General features: G+C 43.2%; 19 protein-coding genes and 1 pseudogene. 3 read left to right on the top strand and 17 right to left on the bottom strand.

From position 1 onward, the window contains the following. Nucleotides 1-55 precede the first annotated feature (55 nt). From J2Z66_RS33165 to J2Z66_RS33150, 4 genes are all read right to left on the bottom strand, one after another. A complete protein-coding gene (locus J2Z66_RS33165) occupies nt 56-1,669 on the bottom strand; it encodes an ABC-F family ATP-binding cassette domain-containing protein (RefSeq protein WP_209977065.1) in 1,614 nt (537 codons plus the stop codon). 47 nt (nt 1,670-1,716) lie between these two features. Then, nucleotides 1,717-3,738, bottom strand: coding sequence for an ABC-F family ATP-binding cassette domain-containing protein (locus J2Z66_RS33160; RefSeq protein WP_209977064.1), 2,022 nt, complete (start codon nt 3,736-3,738; stop codon nt 1,717-1,719). Nucleotides 3,739-3,971: 233 nt separating this feature from the next. Beyond that, on the bottom strand, nt 3,972-4,262 hold the full coding sequence (locus J2Z66_RS33155) for a Dabb family protein (protein WP_209977063.1): 291 nt from the start codon (nt 4,260-4,262) through the stop codon (nt 3,972-3,974). Between the two features lie 18 nt (nt 4,263-4,280). Continuing rightward, complete coding sequence (locus J2Z66_RS33150) at nt 4,281-5,840, bottom strand: ABC-F family ATP-binding cassette domain-containing protein (protein ID WP_209977062.1); 1,560 nt, start codon at nt 5,838-5,840, stop codon at nt 4,281-4,283. A 256-nt stretch (nt 5,841-6,096) separates the two neighbouring features. Here J2Z66_RS33150 and J2Z66_RS33145 point away from each other — a divergent pair, with 256 nt between their 5' ends. The 3 genes from J2Z66_RS33145 to J2Z66_RS33135 all read left to right on the top strand — a co-directional run bounded on the left by J2Z66_RS33145 (nt 6,097) and on the right by J2Z66_RS33135 (nt 7,481). Further along, nucleotides 6,097-6,390: a hypothetical protein gene (locus tag J2Z66_RS33145; RefSeq protein ID WP_209977061.1), complete on the top strand. Its 294-nt coding sequence runs from the start codon at nt 6,097-6,099 to the stop codon at nt 6,388-6,390. 17 nt (nt 6,391-6,407) lie between these two features. Next, nucleotides 6,408-6,875, top strand: coding sequence for a type II toxin-antitoxin system VapC family toxin (locus tag J2Z66_RS33140; protein ID WP_209977060.1), 468 nt, complete (start codon nt 6,408-6,410; stop codon nt 6,873-6,875). A 432-nt stretch (nt 6,876-7,307) separates the two neighbouring features. Next, nucleotides 7,308-7,481, top strand: a complete 174-nt coding sequence (locus tag J2Z66_RS33135) for a hypothetical protein (RefSeq protein WP_209977059.1) — start codon at nt 7,308-7,310, stop codon at nt 7,479-7,481. A gap of 122 nt (nt 7,482-7,603) precedes the next feature. Here the strand turns inward: J2Z66_RS33135 and J2Z66_RS33130 are convergent, their stop codons facing one another. The 13 genes and pseudogenes from J2Z66_RS33130 to J2Z66_RS33075 all read right to left on the bottom strand — a co-directional run bounded on the left by J2Z66_RS33130 (nt 7,604) and on the right by J2Z66_RS33075 (nt 20,823). Beyond that, nucleotides 7,604-9,205, bottom strand: coding sequence for a DUF6382 domain-containing protein (locus J2Z66_RS33130; RefSeq protein WP_209977058.1), 1,602 nt, complete (start codon nt 9,203-9,205; stop codon nt 7,604-7,606). Between the two features lie 19 nt (nt 9,206-9,224). After that, nucleotides 9,225-9,728, bottom strand: coding sequence for an A24 family peptidase (locus J2Z66_RS33125; RefSeq protein ID WP_312894901.1), 504 nt, complete (start codon nt 9,726-9,728; stop codon nt 9,225-9,227). Between the two features lie 38 nt (nt 9,729-9,766). After that, nucleotides 9,767-10,489 carry a TadE/TadG family type IV pilus assembly protein gene (locus tag J2Z66_RS33120; RefSeq protein WP_209977056.1) on the bottom strand — a complete coding sequence of 241 codons (723 nt, stop codon included), beginning with the start codon at nt 10,487-10,489 and terminating at the stop codon, nt 9,767-9,769. Next, entirely contained in the window at nt 10,455-12,710 is a 2,256-nt protein-coding gene (locus J2Z66_RS33115) for a hypothetical protein (RefSeq protein WP_209977055.1), read from the bottom strand. Before J2Z66_RS33115 ends, J2Z66_RS33120 begins: the two co-directional genes overlap by 35 nt. A gap of 12 nt (nt 12,711-12,722) precedes the next feature. Continuing rightward, nucleotides 12,723-13,499 carry a hypothetical protein gene (locus J2Z66_RS33110; RefSeq protein ID WP_245376044.1) on the bottom strand — a complete coding sequence of 259 codons (777 nt, stop codon included), beginning with the start codon at nt 13,497-13,499 and terminating at the stop codon, nt 12,723-12,725. A gap of 72 nt (nt 13,500-13,571) precedes the next feature. Next, a pseudogene (locus J2Z66_RS43590) lies at nt 13,572-13,673 on the bottom strand (pilus assembly protein); the annotation flags it as partial. A 43-nt stretch (nt 13,674-13,716) separates the two neighbouring features. Next, complete coding sequence (locus tag J2Z66_RS33105; protein WP_209977053.1) at nt 13,717-13,941, bottom strand: Flp1 family type IVb pilin; 225 nt, start codon at nt 13,939-13,941, stop codon at nt 13,717-13,719. A gap of 21 nt (nt 13,942-13,962) precedes the next feature. Beyond that, entirely contained in the window at nt 13,963-14,748 is a 786-nt protein-coding gene (locus J2Z66_RS33100) for a type II secretion system F family protein (protein WP_209977052.1), read from the bottom strand. A gap of 86 nt (nt 14,749-14,834) precedes the next feature. Then, nucleotides 14,835-15,713: a type II secretion system F family protein gene (locus J2Z66_RS33095; RefSeq protein ID WP_245376041.1), complete on the bottom strand. Its 879-nt coding sequence runs from the start codon at nt 15,711-15,713 to the stop codon at nt 14,835-14,837. Then, nucleotides 15,713-16,975, bottom strand: a complete 1,263-nt coding sequence (locus J2Z66_RS33090) for a TadA family conjugal transfer-associated ATPase (protein WP_209977119.1) — start codon at nt 16,973-16,975, stop codon at nt 15,713-15,715. Before J2Z66_RS33090 ends, J2Z66_RS33095 begins: the two co-directional genes overlap by 1 nt. After that, nucleotides 16,975-18,075, bottom strand: coding sequence for a P-loop NTPase family protein (locus tag J2Z66_RS33085; RefSeq protein WP_209977050.1), 1,101 nt, complete (start codon nt 18,073-18,075; stop codon nt 16,975-16,977). The genes J2Z66_RS33090 and J2Z66_RS33085 overlap by 1 nt, the downstream gene beginning before the upstream one ends. Nucleotides 18,076-18,319: 244 nt before the next feature. Then, nucleotides 18,320-19,000: a TIGR00266 family protein gene (locus J2Z66_RS33080; protein ID WP_209977049.1), complete on the bottom strand. Its 681-nt coding sequence runs from the start codon at nt 18,998-19,000 to the stop codon at nt 18,320-18,322. 155 nt (nt 19,001-19,155) lie between these two features. Continuing rightward, the gene (locus J2Z66_RS33075) at nt 19,156-20,823 is read right to left on the bottom strand and encodes a serine/threonine protein kinase (RefSeq protein WP_209977048.1); all 1,668 of its coding nucleotides are present in this window, start codon (nt 20,821-20,823) and stop codon (nt 19,156-19,158) included. Nucleotides 20,824-20,907 lie beyond the last annotated feature (84 nt).

The raw sequence follows: 20,907 nt of genomic DNA, 5'->3' as shown, positions 1-20,907 counted from the left end.
CCGCCCGGGTGAACTCACACCGGGCGGCTTTCCAATTGTCCGACAAGCATCGGTTTTACACGTATAGAAGCTCGCGCTGTTTTTTCACATCATCGTTATCGAGGTATTCATCATAAGACATCATTTTATCGATCAAGCCATTTGGTGTAATTTCCATTACCCGTGTAGCAATGGTATTAATAAATTGATGGTCATGAGATACGAACAAGATCGTTCCATCAAAATCAACGAGTCCGTTATTTAGCGCCGTAATCGACTCCAAATCCAGATGGTTCGTCGGCTCATCAAGCAGCAGTACATTGGCTCCGCCGAGCATCATTCTTGAAAACATACAGCGTACCTTCTCGCCTCCAGAGAGCACGTTGGCTTTCTTCAAAGCCTCTTCTCCCGAGAACAGCATCCGTCCCAGGAAACCACGCAGGAAAGATTCATCCTGATCCTTAGAATATTGACGCAGCCAATCTACCAGATTCAAATCAACATCAAAGTAGTCCTGACTATCTTTGGGGAAATAAGCCTGTGAAGTCGTTACACCCCATGAGAACGTGCCCTCATCCGCTTCCAGCTCTCCCATAAGAATTTGGAACAGCGTTGTTTTGGGAAGACCCTCAGGACCTACAAAAGCAACCTTATCCCCTTTGTTGAGCGTAAAAGTCAGATTATCCAGAACCTTTACACCGTCAATCGTTTTGCTCAGATTCTCAACAGCGAGCAGTTGTTTACCAGCTTCGCGCTCACCTTTGAAATGAATAAACGGATATTTGCGGTTAGAAGGACGAATATCTTCAAGAGTAAGCTTTTCCAGCTGCTTTTTACGAGAGGTTGCTTGCTTGGACTTGGACGCATTTGCACTAAATCGGGCGATAAATGCTTCAAGCTCCTTGCGCTTCTCATCTGTTTTCTTATTGGCATCCCGCGAAAGTCTAAGTGCCAATTGACTGGATTCATACCAGAAGTCGTAGTTGCCCACATACATTTGAATTTTACCAAAATCAATATCGGCAATGTGCGTACATACCTGATTCAAAAAATGCCTATCATGAGAAACTACAATGACAGTACCTTCATAGCGGGCAAGGAAGTATTCCAGCCAGCGGATCGATTCCAAATTCAAATGGTTGGTCGGCTCATCCAACAGCAAGATCTGCGGGTTTCCGAATAACGCTTGGGCGAGCAGCACCCGTACTTTATCGTTTCCTTCGAGTTCTTTCATTTTCAGATCATGCAAGCTTGTAGGAATACCAAGTCCGATAAGCAGCTCTGCTGCATCTGATTCTGCCTGCCAGCCGTCAAGATCCTGGAATTCGCCTTCCAGCTCTGCGGCTTTCATTCCGTCTTCTTCGGAAAAATCCGCTTTGGCATAAAGCGCATCCTTCTCTTCCATAATTTTAAATAAGCGGGAATGACCCATGACTACGGTCTTGATTACTTCAAATTCATCAAATTCAAAGTGATTCTGTTTCAGGACCGCAAGCCGCTCTCCTGGAGTAATGTGGACATCTCCCTTATGGGGTTCAATCTCACCGGATAATATTTTCAAAAAAGTTGATTTCCCGGCACCGTTGGCGCCGATAAGCCCGTAGCAATTGCCTGGAGTAAATTTGATATTGACGTCCTCGAATAAAGCTCTTTTGCCGTATCGAAGTGTCACATTGTTCACTGTAATCATGAGTTTTAAACCCTGCCTTCGTATTAGTTTTCTGCTCTCTTATCCTATCATACCTTATTACTTGCTATCGCTTCCACTAATTCCGATAAATATGTCCATCTTTCCAACGCTTCATTCAATTGAGCCGAGTTTTTCTGCTCTTCTTCATAAAGCTCGCGTACCCTATCAAAATCGCTGCCAGCTGCCTCAATCTCACGTTTCAGCTGCTCTCCTCTTTCCTCGAGCCCCTCAATACGTGCTTCTATTTCATTCCAATCCTTCTGATCCTTAAAGCTGAGCTTCTTGGGAATTACGTTTGTGACAGTAGTATTACCGGATGAGCTGTCTTGCTGCAGGTCCTTAGAAATCACATCTTGTTGCCCTTTAGCAGTCGCTGCATCTCCTTGGTCTGAAACATTTTTCTTCAAGACCGATGAAGCCCTGGAAGTTCCTTTCTCGCTTTGTTCCAATTCAGTCCGTTGTTCAGCCCGTTGTTTCAGCGAGTCCAGGTATTCCGAATAATTGCCTACAAAAGGCTCAATTTTCCCGTCCCCTTCAAAAGCCAGCATCTGGGTAGACGTCCGGTCCAAAAAGTAACGATCATGGGATACTGTGATAACCGCACCTGAGAAATACTCCAGATAATCCTCAAGAATCGAAAGGGTCTGGATATCCAAATCATTCGTAGGCTCATCTAACAGCAGTACGTTCGGCTCTCCCATTAAAGTACGAAGCAAATAAAGTCTGCGCCGCTCTCCACCGGACAGCTTGCCAATAGGCGACCATTGCAAATTCGGAGAAAAGAGAAAACGCTCCAGCATCTGTCCCGCAGAAATGCTCTCGCCATCAGCTGTGCGGATAACCTCGGCAGCTTCTTTGATGTATTCAATGACCCGCTGCTTCTCATTCATCTCTAAGTTTTCCTGGGTATAGTAAGCCAGCTTTACAGTCTGGCCCGTCTCAATGTTACCGCTGCTAGGCTGTATTCGGCCTGCCAGCATATTCAGCAGCGTCGATTTGCCGCTGCCATTAGGTCCAATGATGCCAAGCCTGTCGCCTGGCATTACAATATAGCTAAAGTCACGGATCAGCGGCTTCTCGTCATCGTATGCCTTGCTTACATGCTCCAGCTCAAGCACCTTTCGACCCAAACGGCTTCCAGCCAGGGCAATGTCCAGCTTATCAGCCGGGCCATCGACCTTTCGATCGCGCAGCTCCTCGGCACGCTCAACACGAGCCTTCTGCTTCGTCGTTCTCGCTTTTGCGCCGCGGCGCAGCCAAGCGAGCTCGCGGCGCAGCAGGTTTTGGCGCTTATCTTCACTGGAAGCCTCGGATTCCATCCGATCTGCCCTTTGTTCCAGATAAGCTTCGTAGTTGCCCTCATAGCTGTAAATCTTGCCGCGGTCCAATTCAAGAATTCGATTCGTTACACGCTCCAGAAAGTACCGGTCATGAGTTACAAGCAGGAGAGCTCCCTTCCATTTGCTGAGAAACTCCTCCAGCCACATTGCTGTCTCGTTGTCAATATGGTTCGTGGGCTCATCAAGAATGAGCAAATCGGCTGGCTGGATCAGCACGCGGGCCATAGCGACACGCTTGCGCTGCCCGCCTGAAAGCTGCCCTACGGGCTTGTCGAAGTCCGTAATACCAAGTCTTGTTAACACCGTTTTCGCGATTGTCGCAGCATCCCACGCATCCAGCTCATTCATTCGCTGCTGCGCACTGAACAGCCGTGACTGCTTTTGCTCATTGGTAGGATCAAGCTCCAGCTCGGCAAGGGAGCGCTCATGATCACGAAGCGCCTGCATAAGCGCCGATTCACCATAAAATACCTGCTCCAATACCGTTGAGTTATCTTCAAATTCAGGATTCTGCGGCAAATATTCCACACGAAAATGATTCGCATGCAGCAGCTTCCCGTGATCTGCGGTTTCCAGGCCCGCCAGCACCTTGAGCAGTGTTGACTTGCCCGTTCCGTTCACGCCGATAAGGCCAATGCGCTGCTTCTCGTTCAGCGTGAATGAAATCTCATCGAAGAGTGTTTTCTCCCCATAGCTCTTTACTATTCCAACTGCACTAAGAATGTTCATGCTTCTTTTCTCTCCTTGCCTGAGTGATGAAGCTTTGTGCTTCTTATCCACAATCCGCCGCTTGCAGCATATGCCCAGGCTAGCGGCCAATTATTTAACATATCAAAATCAGATAAACAGAGCGTGACAACAGCTTCAATTTCAGCAAATGGACCTATGAACCTTTACATGCAAAAAACAGTGCAGCCTCTGCAAAGGATACTACACTGTTTCAAGATCGTTTTCAAATTGAATTAGCTTTCAAAATCGACACAGACCGAAGTTCCGTCAAGCACTGTCTTCATATGCTTTTTAACTTCTTCATGCAGGGGATGTACATCGTATGCCTTCAAGTCATCCAGTGAATCAAATTTAGTAATTAAAGCAATGTCATAGGAACGATCCTGATGCAAAATATCTGTTCCAACTTCAATATGGCGCAATTCATCAATTTTGCCCTCAAGATTCGTTAATACCTGTTTAGTCACTTGTATAGATTCTGGGCTGCGATCCTTCAACTTAAAAAATACTACGTGTGTAATCATGGCATAATCTCCTCTTTATTATTGTTTTATAGCTTGGTTGGACCATTCTTCCACGTTCCAAACCTTTGTGACCCAGCCTTCATAGAATTCTGGCTCATGACACACAAGCAGGATTGTACCCTTATACTCCTGAAGCGCTCGCTGCAGTTCTTCCTTGGCGGCCACATCCAAATGGTTCGTAGGCTCATCAAAGAGAATCCAATTGCTTTCTCTCATAAGCAGCTTGCATAGACGCACTTTCGCCTGCTCACCTCCGCTCAGCTTGTTTAACGGCCGAGTGATGTGATCATTTTTCAGTCCACAGCGGGCAAGAGCCCCCCTGACTTCGTTTTGTGTCATATGCGAGTATTCATTCCATACGTCATCAATTGGAGTGATGTTCGCAGCCTTAGCTTCCTGCTCAAAGTAAGCTGGGAATAGGAAGTCCCCACGATAAGCTTTCCCGCTGTAAGGGTCAATCTTGCCAAGAATGGTTTTGAGCAAAGTGGACTTACCCACACCGTTGCAGCCAACAATGGCAATTTTTTCTCCGCGCTCAATCATAACGTTCATGGTAGGCAGCAATGCAGAGCTGTAGCCTATCTCCATATTTTGCGCTTCAAAAACGATTCTCCCGCTCGCTCTCGACTCCTTGAAGGTAAATGTTGGCTTCATAGCAGTCTCAGGCCGATCAATCCGTTCAATCCGCTCTAGCTGCTTCTCCCGGCTTTTTGCCCGTCCTGAAGTGGAATACCGCGCTTTGTTACGCTGAATGAAATCTTCCTGCTGCTTGATATATTCCTTCTGTTTCTCATACGCATCTATGTGCTGATTCTTGTTCATCTCCGCCATGGAGAGGAACTTCTCATAGTTTGCTGTATAACGAGTCAGCTTCGTGAATTCCAAATGGTAAATAACATTAACGACCTCGTTCATGAAATCCGTATCATGTGAAATCAATAAGAAAGCATAAGGGTATTCCTTTAAATATGTTTTTAGCCAATCGATGTGCTCAACGTCCAAATAGTTCGTAGGCTCATCGAGCAGTAGAACGGTAGGTTTCTCGAGCAGCAGCTTAGCCAGCAAAACTTTCGTCCGCTGTCCGCCGCTTAAAGAAGCAACATCACGATCCAGCCCAATCGCACTGAGACCGAGTCCATTAGCCATCTCCTCAACCTTAACGTCCAACAAGTAAAATCCGCTTGATTCGAGACGATCCTGAATCTCGCCCATTTCCTCAAGAAGAGTTTCAAGCTCCTCAGGCGTGGCATCTGCCATCTTTTCCGTGATCGCCATCATTTCTTTCTCTTGCTCATAAAGAGGAAGGAAAGCATCTCTTAAAATATCGCGCATTGTCTTCCCAGGCGTCAGCTTCGTATGTTGATCCAAATACCCATAATTAACCTTAGGTGTCCATTCAACCTTACCCGAATCTTTCAGCAGTTGTCCTGTCAATATATTCATCATGGTGGATTTCCCCACCCCATTAGCTCCAACTAATCCTACTCTGTCTCCAGCCAGCAAGCGAAACGATACATTTTTAAACAACAATCGATCCCCAAAGCTGTGGCTTAGATCCTCAACAGTCAAAAGACTCATAACCCTGACACAAACTCCCATCTATTTAAAGATACCCGCCATATGGCGGCGACTTCTTATTATACCACTTCCAAGCAGATACAGGAAATAGGCAAATGAAAAAAAATGAAATATAATGGATTATGTCGGATTACGTTGGATAATGAGCTGGCTGCAAAGTTCAAAGCGAATAAAAAAAGAATTTCATTTGGACACCCTCAAAATCCGGACGTCGTACGAAAGCTATAATAATCTTTGTGAAAGTGGTGATCATTAAGTGGGAGAATATAGACGCTTCATCCAAAACCAATTCGACAAGGTCAAATCAACTGCCTCCGATTTAATCTCCTCACGCAGTGAAGAGAAAGAGCTAGTTGAGCTAGAGCCTCATACTTTCAACGAGCTGAGCGAAATAGCAGACCAGCAAGGTATTTCTGTTCAAGTGTTAGTAAACCGGATTATTGACGATCATATGGTAACTGCTTCGGTTCAATCCGTGCCTATTACGGTAGATCAAAAGGAAGAAAATCCACTTCTATATCTAGACGCTATTTGTAAATTTGAAGATTAAGGAGAGTTTCTGTAATTATGATAAACCACCAAGACTGGGACTATCAGCACGCTGTGTTTGTAGATGAGACGGCTTTAATAGCTTTTATGAATCCTGAGGACCCCCGTTACACAAAAGCCCGCTCCTTATTTCTGGACCTTCATGATCTTGAGCGAAACTTTATGACAACTAATTCTATCATTTTTGATGTTCACGATTGGCTCCGTAATGAGTATGGTTATACGAAGGCAGAGTTTTTCTTGAATGTTATGGATAAAGCAGTCAGCAAAGGAAAACTTGCAGTAATTGCCGGAGATACTGAATTTGAAAAAGACGCGCGGCGTCTGCTTATGGAACGGCCGGAGCTGGAGTTTTCGCTCAGTGAAGCATTAACAGCGATCGTCATGGCTACTTATCATACAACGCGTATTTTCACTTTTAATAGCAATTTTATTATGCTTTTAAATATGAACAAGCAAATTAAGGTAATTCCTTCCTTAAGATAAATTATACCTATTTGAATTAAACTTATCGTACATAATATTATTGAAAAGCCGGCGCTGGTTAGCGCTCGGCTTTTTTATGAACTTACTGGGAAGGATGCTTGAGATGTCACCGGCATCAAGGTAACCTATACTAAACAGCGTCAGGAGTCCATCCATTCCCTTCCGTAAAGCACTCAAGTTTCAAACATGCTCCTCAAATAGTTGAGACAATTAATATGCTAAGGAAATCAGAAAGGACGCGCAGTTTTCCTTATCACCCGTTTCCCGCAACCTCAGAAAATCATCCTCTATTGGCAGTCCGGGCATGGGGTTTGTGTGTGAGTTTCACTCAGCGATGTTTTTCATCGTTAAAGTAAGGATGAGGAGACGACCTGGTGCTTTTAACGATGAAAAACATGAAAAACATCGTTAAAGCAGCAGATCCTCTCGGTTGTGAGCGCTGGCGGGACCGTTCTTCAGTCCCAGCGGCTTGGCCAGCGGGCCGCTGGGAAATCCCCTCCGATCCAAAGAAAAACCCTTGTTGGCAGTCCGTTTGAGCTTGGTGTTCGTGTGATTAGTGCGATTGTAGCTAAGGAGAGGGAATGGCTGTGGGTGGAAGAGCGATAGCGTCCGCCTTTAAAGATTTGTTCCTACCTCCTCATCGATTCCATTCAGGGAACAAATCTTTAACAGCGGCTGGAGCCCACAGCCATTCCCTCCCCTCCATGCACCATTGTCACTAACGCTCCTCAAAGGACACCACAAGGCGCTTTTCTTAACCTGAATTCCGTTCGTACAATACGAATAGTATCGCCTTCGTTCAAGCAATAAGACTGATAGGGGACCAATTGTTCTTCATTTAGAAAAGTTCCGTTTTTGGAGCCAAGATCCTTCACACCATAACCTTCGATAGAATTGAAGATCTCTGCATGCTGCCTGGAAACGCCTACTTCATCTTCTGCATAATCTACCGCAGCTTCCCCTCTTCCGATAAGAAAGCTGTCTCCTTTTAAGGGAAACTGCTGCTTGCTTCCTTGCTTGCATACCTCAACAATAACACAGGTAGCTTCATTAGGTTTTATGTCTCCTCCCTGAGCTCCTAAAAAAACTGTAGCATTGGACGGCTCGCTGGTTAATAAGGTGGTATGTTGGTGCAAATCCCGATAGTAGCTCTGTATATCTGCTTGTTCGCTCAGACTCTCTTCTTTTTCTTTGCGTTGTTGTGTTTGTGTAGACCAGTCTCCCATAAGCTTGGGCAAGCTATCAGAATCTGCTTCCCGGTTAAGCCACGGCAAAGATACGCCAATAAAACTAAAAACAAACCAAGCATCGATTAGTAGTATGGAAACTCCGCTAATTGTGTAAAAATATGCATCTTGCTGCTGTTCGAAGTAACTGTTCCACACAAATGCTAATAAAATAACCAGGCCTAATAGAATATAAGTTTTGAATCTCTGTGGTATTATTAGTGTTTGGGTGCGAAGCTGAGCCTCGGATTGGGATTTTAATTTTAATTTTGATTTTGGCTGTGGCTGTACTTGGGTTGGAGCCTGGGGTTGAGGTTGTATCTGTGTTGGAGACTGGGGCTGGGATCCAGTGCTACTGTTCAACGGTTCCTTGTGCCCATCGTTCCCCTCGAACAGAGGTCTGGGCATTGAAGGAAATGTGATCCTGTCAGTTTGATTCAAATTTTTCGAGTTAGGCGTCAATACTCCAGCGATCTCCGAAGAGACTACAGGTTCTGGACTCTTTGCAGACTTTCCTACATAGTCCCCCATTAACTCCAGGAGCTGCTGTTTAAAGCCAGATAAGCTAAAAACTTCGTCACAAGCGCTCAACAGATTCTCCAGCCCTCCTCGCTCATCCATATCCACCTTTTCAACAAGCTCTTCTATCAGTTTAGCGATTTGATTATGCAAAGGAATTTCTCCAACTAGTAGCTGGAATGGCAAATAAGTTAAATAGATGTCAGTCCATTCACTGCCTACAAAAATAAAGTTACTATCAAGTAAATATTGGGTTTCATTTAACATATAATTATCACTGCTATGTACCGCACATATAATCGTATATAGTAGCTTTAGAGCCTGCACCCTGCTTAAGCCTTCGGTTTTAATTACGTGTGACAGCATCCTGGCAGCTTGAAGATTGTACAGAAAAGTAATACGAAGATCGGCCTCTTCAATCTCTAGCGGCAAAAGCTTCGGTATGGCGTTCGATTCCAACATCCGCAATTGATGACTTGACAGCTCATTTGCAGTAATTCCCGCTTCCCGGTAAAGCTTCATAGTGATTCCGCGACGATGAACAAACTCATAACGCATACCATAAATTTCCTGGGTCACATCCATTTGCCCTCCTCCGTTCCTCCTACAGTAGAGAATAGTACCATGCCGTCATAATGCCGGGAGCAACAGCATACATGAAGGGGAATTGCATCAGCTCCTGTTCCTTTGCGTTCTTTATCATTGAAAAGCTCTTCAAAGCTATAATTGAAAACAGCCAACCGGCCATTTTTCCTACCGTTTCTGACACCTTCTTTCGAAAGATTAGGAGTAAGAAGCCTATCAGACCTGCGTATACCAAAGAATACATCATGCTTTGCCAAACGAAGCCAGCCCCCATCATTGCGCCAACGGCAGCAAAAAGCTTAACATCGCCAGCTCCTATTGCTCTAAAAAGATATAATATCAAGAGCAGGAGAAAGCCAGCAATCAGTCCAATCATGGAATAGAGAAAGCCGTCCCATCTGTCAAAGACGGAGTGATATACCACCCCCGCCGCTGCCGCGCTTCCCGTAAGTACGTTTGGAATTAACGAACGTTTGACATCAGAAATAAAGGCTAGCAAAATAAAAATGAATAGTAACAACACCAATTACAAAGTCCTCCTTCATGCCTGAAATCTTTTATTCATGCCCCAAGCCAAGTACGCTCATATGCTTTCTTTTTCAAGATCAGAGTCCGGCTAAAAAATGGTGCTATAAGCTTGAATTCTAGCTGAGCTTCCACACCGAAATATGAGGATCCATTCGCAAGCAAATTCGGCAGTATCACTGAAGTTACTTTCAGTTTATCACGGTGAATAAATGGGCTGTCCGAATAGGCGTAAACGATAGTAGTAAAAGCGGCATAAACTTGCGGCATGATCTCCCTTTCGATCAGACCCTCATATTCAGATTGGGCCGCTGCTTCAAACAGCTCACGCTTTTTCTTTTCGAAAGTAAGCATCTCTTTGAACGCATCAGGGATAAAAAAGGCATAATCATCCACAAATTCCTCTGCACCTATAACTTTGCTGCGAGCTGTTTGAATATGGTTCAATACGGACTGAATGGTTTTCGCTATATCACTTTGATCATATTTCGATTTGGCTTCCTGAACTAGCAGTTTGACAGGATAGATCTGCGTTGAAATCGACTTGGTCGTTTCAGATACCGCTGATTGCAAGGCCATTTCAGCCATTGAAATTTGAATAAACATAATAAGCGAAACGACAAATGCTAAAAAGAGTGGTAACAGCAATGCTGCCTCCAGAGCTATACCGCCTTCTTCTCGTTTCATCAGCTGCAGCGGCATTATGGGGTTCACCTCGAAATCTTTAATAAGATATGGCTGTCGTTCTTGTAATTTCACAACGTTTCCCCTTGACTTTACATCCAAGCAGTTCAGTTCCATTCAATAGCTTCATAATTCCTGGTATAAACCACAAACGAATATCACTTGTCGCATATCCCTGAACATAAGTACTTGCATCAAGCAAGTTTACATGTGTATTTAACTCAATCAACGCCTGCATTCTTGCCATTTGTTTCGTATCATTACTGTGCAACAATAAGAATATACGCAAATAATCTTTGTAAGTAAGCGATATAGCAGGTGAAGCTAGCTTCGCAGTCAATTGCACTTGATTTCCTTTGATTAACTCATTCATATCATATAAAGCTTTTACCGCTCCCTCTGCAGCTGCCGTTAACAAAACAAGTAAAGGAGAACCGACATTTAAAACTCCTTTTTTTGTATCCATTAATGCCTCCAAAGTTCTGATGGCTAGCCTAAAGGAAAACATCTCCGCATACGCAGAGCTGATATTTGCTAAGCAGGATGAAAAACCATAAAGTATGTATTCAACCTCCTGATTGCTGAGCATATGTGTCTTGGGATCTGAAAGCTCGTTTGCTGTTTTCGGCTGGCCTTGGATATCTTTTTCCAAACCATAAGTCCGGTAATTAAACTTTGTTAAAGCGAATTCATTGACAAAAAGCTCATTTCTAATACCCTCTGCGATTCCACTAAAGGCACCAAGAATATCCATTGCTTTTATGCTTACTTTCTCCGCTTTCTCCAGATCATACGTAACACCGCTTCCTATTTCGGCGCTTTGGCTATTTATATCTCTGTATTTTTGATAGAGTCCCTTTTCTCCTGATTTCTGTGAATTTTGCAGCTTTTGATAATAGGTTTCCGAATTAGCGCTGCAGCTGTTTATAGCTTTTCGGGCTTCATCTAGGATAGTTTGAATTTTATTTTTCTGTTCTCTTTTTCCGGCTTCTGACTGATTGCTTTTTGCCACCCGGTCGGTTTCTTTTTGGCCTTGTTTAGTAAAAAAATCATTAGCCGAATTAAAATAAGCATTATTTGCTGAGTTCACTCGCGATATATTGGCCATTGTATATAAGTTGATCGTCGAAACCGCTCCATGAAATCCATTGAATAAAGCTATAATAGCGCCAATAGAAGCTGAATACTGGTCAAAAAAACTGTCTTCCCATACATGAATACCTTTGAAGGAGGCAAAGATTTCCTCATTTCCTTGCTCCCCGCCTACAATTCGCTGCAGCTCGATCCTTATTTCATTGTTCATTTGTTTGGCAACAAGCAGCAAAGGCTCGATATCGCTCTTGTAAGCAGCAATCATGCTGCTATCTGCTTCAGCCCGTAATTTTACAGCCATTAACAAGTCAGCATATTTCAAAAGTATGGCAAGCACCTTCTCAAGCTCACTTTGCTTAGATAAGAGTACCTGAGATTCTTCCCGCAGCGACTGTTGAGACGCTTTAATCGATGCAATGCTTTCTACATCTTTTTCAACAGCGGCCAGTAATGAAGCTAAAGTACCATCAAGAGCTTGAATAGACGTCTGGATCGATTGGATCTGATTTTTAATATTTTGCAAAGAACTTTGTATATCCTCCACAGAATGAACGCCTATTTGTTCAGCCATTGATGCTAACTCCTCAATTTTCTTTCCGTAGTAAGAATGGGCGTCGTTCGTTTTCTTTTGTAAAGCTTTCGCTCGATCCCAAGCTTGATTCAACGCTTCCTCTCTTTTCTCTAGCAGCTTTTCCAATGCTTCGGCTTCCTTGGCATACTGGGCTCCTATTTTGAATGGAGCAGAAGCACCGCTTTTTTTGAACTTATCGGTAATTTCCAAAGCAAACTCTATAGGCGCCTTTAGCTTCATATCTTCTAAAATTTGCCGTTGAAGCACTTCATGACTCGCTAACGTGTAAATAGGAGTTAACCGTGAGTGATCCTCAACAGGAGACGTATCCACAAATTGAAACCGGTCTGAAATCAGACTGCCCGATAAATTTTGGCGGAATACCTCACGAAAAATGTTTAACCCTTCTTCTCCAGAAATACCAAGTCCGTACAGGCCCGTCGCTTGCAATTTCTGATCAAAAGCAGATAATGAGGACCTCACCGCCGCTCTCACGGCTGACTCTGTTTCCTTCTCAGCAAGCTTTATTCTGGCAAAATCAATCAGTACCGCTTGGAAGAAAAAAATCGGAACAATTATCAAAATCAAATAAATCGATACAGCACCATCCTCCGAATTCCACAAATATTTCAATAGCTTCCCCCTTTAATTATGAATTACAACTACAATTCCTTGATCCTCCAGCTCCTTTCGCAGTTTTTCAGAAGGCCCCTGAATACCTGAAGCATTTTTTTTGAAAAAATGCCACACAACTCCCTTTAATTGCGTCCCTTGCTTTAATAGTTCAATATCTTTAGGCAGTTGTACAGTTCTTAACTGATTTTCCGTAAACGTATAAAACGCAATATGTGCTACACCATTTGCATCCAACGCATCAATCGTTCTATTTTTTCCTGTTGGAGTTTGCATATTAATTAAAGTACCGTTTACCAATGATCGCAAATAGGCTGCCGCTTCTTTTTCAGAGGTGATTGCAACTTTTGCCCCGGAGGAATTTTGTGGTTCAACTAATAGTGCTTTCGCTGCCTTTGGTGAGATCCTCTCTTTTATCGTCTTTATATAGGTGCGTGTCATGTCTGTTAATCGGATCATCTCTACAGGTTCTACTACACGTGAGGACGCTTGCCCATGCACCATTTCAGAGCCAAATACCTTAAAGTACCTAAATGGCGCTTTGAAAAATGATTGCAGCTTAAAAGTCACTTTGCGATCTACCAAATGGTTTGTGTAGGTTGCAATGCCTGAAATTCCTGCAGGGAGCGTTACAGATGCTTGAGCAAGCTTTCGTTCAGTCGTATTCATCCGCTGTCCTACTGTTTGTGGTAAAGAAACTGAGGTAGGTGCATTGGTTACAATGAAGCCGAACACATCCGAAATACTATCGCTGGAAAGTCTCCAATATAAGCCGTCATGCTCATTCAAATAGTAATTTCCTGTATACAGGTTTTTATGGCTGTTATCCCAATTGTACGCTGTTCTTTCGGCGGCTACTCGAGCTGTTTGCTGAACGTACACATATTGATACATGTACAACCCAAGAAACAATAATACAATCGTTAATAGGAGGATAAGGGGAAACACAAGAGAGGCCTCCATAGTGAAGTTCCCCTCTTCCTTTTTGAATATTTGTAAAAGCAGCTTATTGCGCACAATTTGCTCCACTTGCAGGATTGCAGGGAATCACTGAACTGTCTTTCAAATCTGTATTGGCATTTCCTATGAGCTGGTTAAACCAATGGACGATCCACTTTCGAAAAATGATTGCAATTGCTACAAGCACAGCAACAATAAGTAAAATTTCTAAAGTTCCAAGTCCATCTTCCTCGCGCCAAAACGTTTGTAACCATGATTTCAATTTGTTCATCCTTATCGCTCCCTCATATGCTTATTGATTCATCATTAATAAAGCGGGTGCACCCACAATGATCATGACCACTGCAAATATAAGTACCATCGGAAAAACCAGCTTGGAGGATGCCTCTTCCCCCAACGTTCTGGAAACCGATTTGCGCCGCTGCCAAAGTTCTTGGGATAAGTTTTGCAAAGCAAGTACGAAATCCTTGCCGCCTCTCTTGTAATTTAGCATGAGCGAGGATGTGAAAAGAGAAACCTCATGCAGCGCACAGCGCTTATTGAAATCCTCCATCACCTTGGCAAATGAAATGTTCATTTCCAGTTCATGCACCGCGATATCCAGTTCCTTGAATAGAGGTGAAAGCTCCTCACCCCGCTTGGCGTCCATACAACGAATCCATGATCTATTGACAGTTTCACCAGCATTAACAAGTAAAATAATCGTATTTAATACCTCAGGAAGCTCCATAATCATTAACCGCTGCTTTCTGCGAATTTGAGCTTCAAGCTCTTTAATTAACAGAAAGGGTGTAGCCAGAGCTCCAAGCAGACCTAGACCGATAAACGTTACATCACCATCGGCCAAAACCCCAAAAAGGCTAAATAATAACAAGCAAAGGTAGCCTGCAGTTATTTGTTCGGCAACAAACAATTTGCAGCGATTCAACATGTTGGTTCTTCCATATAATACAATCAGCTTGTGGTGGACACGTAGTGTAAAATCAGGCAATTTTTCCATCAGATTTGTTTGATCCAGCAGCAGTAATCCAGCGGGATGCAGGAAAGTAAGCTTAAATGGATACACATTTTCTGCCATAAAATGCTTGTATCTCTTTTTCCCTATCCATAAGTACATAAGAAGCGGTATTATTTCTATACACAGCACTATCCATGTGAACATTTTCATACTTTAATATTCATAATTTTTTGAGTTAGCCAAAAGCAAGCCCCTAATACAATGAGACAAAAAGTCATAATTACAAATCCAATCCCCTTGTATAAAGGCTCCATATATTCAGGCGAACTGAAGCTTAGTACTGCTACAATCAGAATTGGAGCGAATAAGAGAACCCTTGATTCAAACTTTTTTTGCGCGATCATAACAGAGATATCCTGTTTAATTTCTAGCTTCTCTCCAATCATTTCCGACGTATGCTTCATAACTTCTACTAAGTTCCCTCCTGTCCGTTTGCATGTGACGAATACATCAGCAAAGCTGGTGGCGTCTTCAATGTTGGATCTTTTTGCAAAGTCCAGTACTGCAGCTTCAATTGGTTCCCCATTTTCAAGTCTTCTACATATGATCCCGAACTCATTCACGATTAAGCATGTGGGGCCGGGGTAAAGTATACGAAGATCCTCCAAGGCTTCACGAAACGCTGTTTCAATCGATTTCCCTGCAGATAAGGAAGAGGAAAGGCAGCTTAATGCCTGCTTGAATTGAACATTTAGTTTGCCTTTTCGGCTCTGGATCAACTGTTTTTTACGAACTTTTGGATACATAAGACCAACTGCCGAAAAAAGTAGTGCTAGTGCTACATTTTTGTAAAATACATAACCAATCATAAATGCGGGCATTGCAATCATGAAAACGGATATCCACTTTTCCTTAATCGAAAGTTCATAGAACTCATAATCAATCAAAGAAGTTGAACTGCTTTCTTCTGCAGGAAGCTTTACAGACCTCATAGAGGTCGAACCTTCCTTAACCAGCCTCTTTCTCCGATCATTCCAAAGTAGAATAACCCAGCTAACAGCCCCAGTTAGCAACGCAGCTAGCATTAAGTACACAGCTTCTCCTCTCCTCCCCGATTAAACCAATCTGGAAGCTCTTTACCAGCCATTTGCAGCTTGTATGCATTGTGCAAATGATTTCCGGTATATGCCAATTGTCCGATAACTTTGCGCTCCTCTGTCTCTCCCGTCTCTTTAAAAATAAACAATGGATTCAATATAATTTTACCTCCACTCACTTCCATCACTTCATGAATTTCTGTTACCTTACGAGTCCGATCACGTATACGGCTCAGATGAACAATAATATCAATAGCAGAGCTAATCTGCTTGCGGATAACCTCGATAGGAAGAGAAGCTCCGCTCAAAACCATAGTCTCCAGTCGATTCAACATATCGGCCGAAGAGTTAGCGTGACCCGTAGATAAAGATCCATCGTGGCCAGTATTCATTGCTTGCAGCATATCTAAAGCTTCCGCGCCGCGCACTTCACCGACTATAATCCGATTGGGTCTCATTCGCAGTGAGGCTCGTATTAAGTCACGAATCGTGATTTCGCCTTTTCCTTCCGTGTTCGCATTCCGGGTTTCCATTCGCACCAGATTTGGCACATTGCAGATTTGCAATTCTGCTGAGTCTTCAATTGTAATGATGCGCTCATCAGCAGGAATCGAAGCCGCTAAGGCATTCAGAAATGTCGTTTTCCCTGAGCCAGTTCCTCCTCCTATAAACAAATTGTAGCCACATGAAACTAAGCTTTGTAATAACTCAGCTGTCTCTGATGTCAAACTCCCCATTCCAATCAAATCCTGCATAGACATCGGTCGTTCTGGAAACTTACGAATGGTGACCGTCGGACCATTGAGCGATACTGGAGGCAGTACAATATGGACTCTTGAGCCATCTGGTAGTCTAGCATCAACAATAGGCGTACCTTGGTTAACGATCCGATTAACCTTCGCAACGATTGTCTGGATAATATCCTCCAGCTTCTCTTCACTTTCGAAGCAGGCCTGATGCCTGTAAACTCCACCCTGCCGTTCTACAAAAATATGATCAGGTCCATTTACCATAACTTCAGTAACAGTCGGATCGTCCATAAGCGGCTGCAAAACATCCAATCCTCGAAATGAGTGAAAGAGACGTTGCACCCACACTAACATATCAGCAGAAGTCCAATCTTGCTCACTTGAGCAATTGAACACGACCTCTTCAATTAGTTCCTTTAATTGGGTATCGGATGTGAAGCTCGATAAATCGACCTGCTCTTTTATTTTCTCTTTCAATTTAAGCATGAGATCTTGACTCATCAAGCAATAGTTCCTTCCTGACTGGATAACACAGCAGATTCAAATATCCCATACACTTGCTCGGAAAAAATGGAAGCTGATAAAATCTGCTCTGCGGAATGTACAGTTTTCCATACTGGGATATAAGGGAGGAATCCTTTGAATATAATGTCCGCTGACTGAAAATCATTGTAAGCACTGCCTGTATATTTATTCAGGATATAATGCACTTTATTTGACAATCCAAGTGCTTTCCTTATTTCTGTTGTCTTGTACAGACAGTTCAAATCATCAAGAACAATCCAAAATATATGATCACATAAAGCTAAAGCTCTCAATATTCGAGCATGCAGAGAAGCTTCCAAATCCAGCACAATATAATCATAGCTGTTCAGCTCTATCAAAGCTTCAATAAGAAGCTGTATATGATCGGCCTTCATTTCCAGTGCTTCACGTGGATGATGGCAGGGCGATAGAAAATCGAAACCCAGCCGCGGGTCATTTTTCTTTATCAGCTCCAGCTTAGCTTCAAGGAGAGCAGGCGCACTTTTCGTATAATATAAAATTTGAGAAAAATGCTGGGGATCAGTCCCTCTTAACACCTGTGATACCGAGCTCGGTGATTCCAGACTCAGATAAAACACCCTCTTACCACGAAACGCCAACTCCTTCGCCAAATGGATGGCAGATACCGTCTTTCCACTATTGCCCAGAGCAGAATACAAGGAAAGAACCTTTGTCCCTTTATTGGAGTAAGCTTGAAATGCGTCATTCCTTTCTTTGTAAAAAGCAAGCATTAAAGATAGCAGTTGCTGCAAAGGTTGATACCGGTACACTCTGGGAACATCAGTTGTAACTAGTCCCTGCCCCCCTGAGAGAGAACTGCTGAGCGAAATCACAAAAACGTTATCTTTTACTGACAAAAAATCATTTTTAAAATGGTCTGAAACAAGAAGAATACTCGGAGTAACTGCTGTTTCAAGTTGGTTGTACACATACTCACATTTCGTAAACAGCTTGATTTGCAGCTTATCGCCGTATTCTGATGTCCGTACAAAAGCGGCAAATCTTTCCGCATAATGCGAGTCTTCGTCAAGAAGTAACAGTTGAAGTTTTCCCATACAAGCCTCCTGTTCTAATGTAAAGTAAGCTGGTAAAGCCCGCATAGCACCAGAAAAACCCCCATAATGGCAAGCATAATGGCCAAACGAACTTTTTGTTTTCTTTCCATGATCACCCTCCTCGAAACACAAAAAAAGCACTCACTGATCCAGAGATTCTCTGAGATCAGCAGTGCTTCTGCTTCACAAATTTGATATAGAACAAATTATACCATATTACGGTTAAATTACAATCTTTTTTTAATTATCTGCCCCCCGGAATAAACTGCTTAATCCATCCGCCAAAGCTGGCGGGATTTCTAGTTTGGATAAGCACGACACCTTCTCCGCGGAATCTGCAGACAACACCTTCACCACTCGTCACACTCGATAACCAGCCCTTGGCAGCTTTTTCAATTTTGTACTGCATATAATCAGGCCAAGCAACCAAATGCCCATTGTCAATGACAACCTCTTCTCCGGGTCCGAGATTAATCGCGTGAATAGCTCCGTACGAGGACAAGAACACAGTACCTCTGCCGCTGATTTCAACGATAAAGAAACCTTCACCCGACAAAAATCCCTTCATCAGATTTTGCATCTTTGTGTTGACTTCAATTCCGCTAGTTCCAGCAAGAAACCCATCCTTTTGCACATATAGCTTATAGGAACCATCTAATTCAATAGACTGAATATCCCCTATTGCGGATGGTGCCAGAAGCACCTCCCCTTGTCCTTTGCTGGCAGTAAGTTCTTGAAAAAAGAATTTCTCGCCGCTAAGCATTCTCCCAAGACCTCTCATTAATCCACCATCTACTGTTCCTTTAAGCTCAATATTAGGTGACATTGAAACCATAGCACCTGCTTCAGCTTTTACAGTTTCTCCGGAATCCAGCAGCACCTTAACAAGAGGAAATGCACCCTGGTATAAGATTTCATGTTTCATTGGTAAGCCTCCGAGTCTTTTTAATTTATAGCAACACTCTCAACAATATGATATAGATTGTAACATAAAATCAGAGCTAAGAAACCTTCTCCAGCCAAACAAGTTAGAGCTGAGAAAGTAGACCATACAAGAAATCGACCGTTGCAATTTTACATTTATAGTTTTTTCTCAGAAAACATCTTCAGTACAGAGAACAACGATTTTGACTTTGAGGTTGAAGCAGTCCGCATTCCCACTGAAAACATTTCGCTTATTAGAGGTTGGAAAGCAGACTTTAATTTATCCATAATCAGCGGCTGATCTTGTATGCAATCCCCTCTCCATATGGCCTTCATCACCTGGTCATAGGGGATCTCTGGCAGCATACACAATAAATCGTGGGACAGGGAATCAAGCCATTCACGGCGAATGCCCGCAGGTATTTTGCGGTTAGCGATGAATCTCACTGATTTGCCATGTGTGCGGTACCCCATGAGCCTATCCATATGGGCACGTGAGCTGGAACGGTTAAGCTTTCCAGGAGAGGCATCAACAACCACCAGTATTTCATCTGCACTGCGACACAGCTCTTGCACGGATGCCTCTTCCCAGTTCGCTGAAATGTCCCAAATGACAACCGGCTTTTTAATGGCATACAGCAGCTTCAAAGAATCAGAGCCTGTCCAGCCAGCTTGATTCGATAAACCTAGTGGATTTGTGGGGACCCATGTAGTCAGACCGTTCTCCCATTGCAGCCCATGAGCAGGCTTTATTATAGAATCAGTCATATCGGAAGCAAACTTATATGCCTCAGGGGCCTTGCTATCTCCAAAAAGAAGCATATATAAATCCGGTTCATTGGTTGGTTGTTCCACCAACGCTTGAGGAATACCACTAGCATTTAGCACTCGAGCTAATGAAACAGCTGTAAAAGTTGCTCCTACACCAGCATACAAGCCTCCAACTACGATCAATTTATTTGTAACTAATGCACTTTCATTCCGCTGTTTGTTAAGGGCCCATTTATGTTTTGAGTTTGTAGTAGGAGGCTGCAGCCCATTCAATCTCTGTTTAACTTCTGCAGCAGACTGACAGCGATTCTGGGGATTTTCTTGAAGCAGCATTTGTACCGTATCCGTGAGACCTTTGGGTAGATCAGGAAATAACTCAGCAAGAGGAGTCTGAGTCAAATAAGGATACTTCCCTCCAGATAGCAAGTAGAACATCATGGCACCTAATGTGTACAGATCAGATCGCGGATCAGTCTGCGTGGCATTCAATTGCTCGGGCGAGGCGAAGCCTATTGTTCCCAGTTGAAGCGTATCCGCATGTTTACCTGCAGTAAAATGCCTGGCTACACCAAAATCGATCAATCTTACTTGATCATGCTCATTAATCATCACGTTACCAGGCTTCAAGTCACGAAAAATAATTGCCCTTGGGCGAAACGAATGCAGATAATGGAACAAATCGCATAACTGAAGCGCATAGCGAATGATAGACTCTACGGATAGCACTCTACCATTACGCTCAAATACATCATGCAGCGTAGGACCTTGAATGTAATCCATAACCAAATAAGCAATTTCATCCGTTTCAGTTATGAAATAATCAATTAATTGCGGAAGCTGAGGGTGCTGCAGTTGAGCCAGCATTTCCGCTTCGTCTAGAAAGGTCTGGGCGTCTGTGCCGATTGAGTAACATTCCTTGACAGCCCATTTTTTCCCTTTTAACTTTAAATCCTCGGCGAGATATACATGGCTCATTCCACCTTCGCCTAACAACCCTTCAATCCGATATCTTCCTCCTAACGTATCTCCAACTTTTAACTTTTTGTTTTTCACAATAAACCAATCGCCCCCTTAATAGGTAAGAATTACCTTGATTATAAGGGGGCGAACTATAAAAATCCATATGTTTCTGCAATC

Origin of the sequence: Paenibacillus eucommiae (assembly GCF_017874215.1) — a bacterium.
Taxonomy (GTDB): domain Bacteria; phylum Bacillota; class Bacilli; order Paenibacillales; family NBRC-103111; genus Paenibacillus_AI; species Paenibacillus_AI eucommiae.
Note: the sequence above shows the minus strand (reverse complement) of the source record. Positions and strands in the feature narration are given on the sequence as shown.

Excerpts from the sequence above, each read along its gene's own strand:
- J2Z66_RS33100 (WP_209977052.1), bottom strand. The coding sequence starts at position 14,748 with ATGGCAGAAAATGTGTATCCATTTAAGCTTACTTTCCTGCATCCCGCT.
- J2Z66_RS33165 (WP_209977065.1), bottom strand. The coding sequence starts at position 1,669 with ATGATTACAGTGAACAATGTGACACTTCGATACGGCAAAAGAGCTTTA.
- J2Z66_RS33160 (WP_209977064.1), bottom strand. The coding sequence starts at position 3,738 with ATGAACATTCTTAGTGCAGTTGGAATAGTAAAGAGCTATGGGGAGAAA.
- J2Z66_RS33080 (WP_209977049.1), bottom strand. The coding sequence starts at position 19,000 with ATGAAACATGAAATCTTATACCAGGGTGCATTTCCTCTTGTTAAGGTG.
- J2Z66_RS33140 (WP_209977060.1), top strand. The coding sequence starts at position 6,408 with ATGATAAACCACCAAGACTGGGACTATCAGCACGCTGTGTTTGTAGAT.
- J2Z66_RS33090 (WP_209977119.1), bottom strand. The coding sequence starts at position 16,975 with ATGAGTCAAGATCTCATGCTTAAATTGAAAGAGAAAATAAAAGAGCAG.
- J2Z66_RS33105 (WP_209977053.1), bottom strand. The coding sequence starts at position 13,941 with ATGAACAAATTGAAATCATGGTTACAAACGTTTTGGCGCGAGGAAGAT.
- J2Z66_RS33130 (WP_209977058.1), bottom strand. The coding sequence starts at position 9,205 with ATGGATGTGACCCAGGAAATTTATGGTATGCGTTATGAGTTTGTTCAT.
- J2Z66_RS33155 (WP_209977063.1), bottom strand. The coding sequence starts at position 4,262 with ATGATTACACACGTAGTATTTTTTAAGTTGAAGGATCGCAGCCCAGAA.
- J2Z66_RS33095 (WP_245376041.1), bottom strand. The coding sequence starts at position 15,713 with ATGCTAGCTGCGTTGCTAACTGGGGCTGTTAGCTGGGTTATTCTACTT.
- J2Z66_RS33150 (WP_209977062.1), bottom strand. The coding sequence starts at position 5,840 with ATGAGTCTTTTGACTGTTGAGGATCTAAGCCACAGCTTTGGGGATCGA.
- J2Z66_RS33085 (WP_209977050.1), bottom strand. The coding sequence starts at position 18,075 with ATGGGAAAACTTCAACTGTTACTTCTTGACGAAGACTCGCATTATGCG.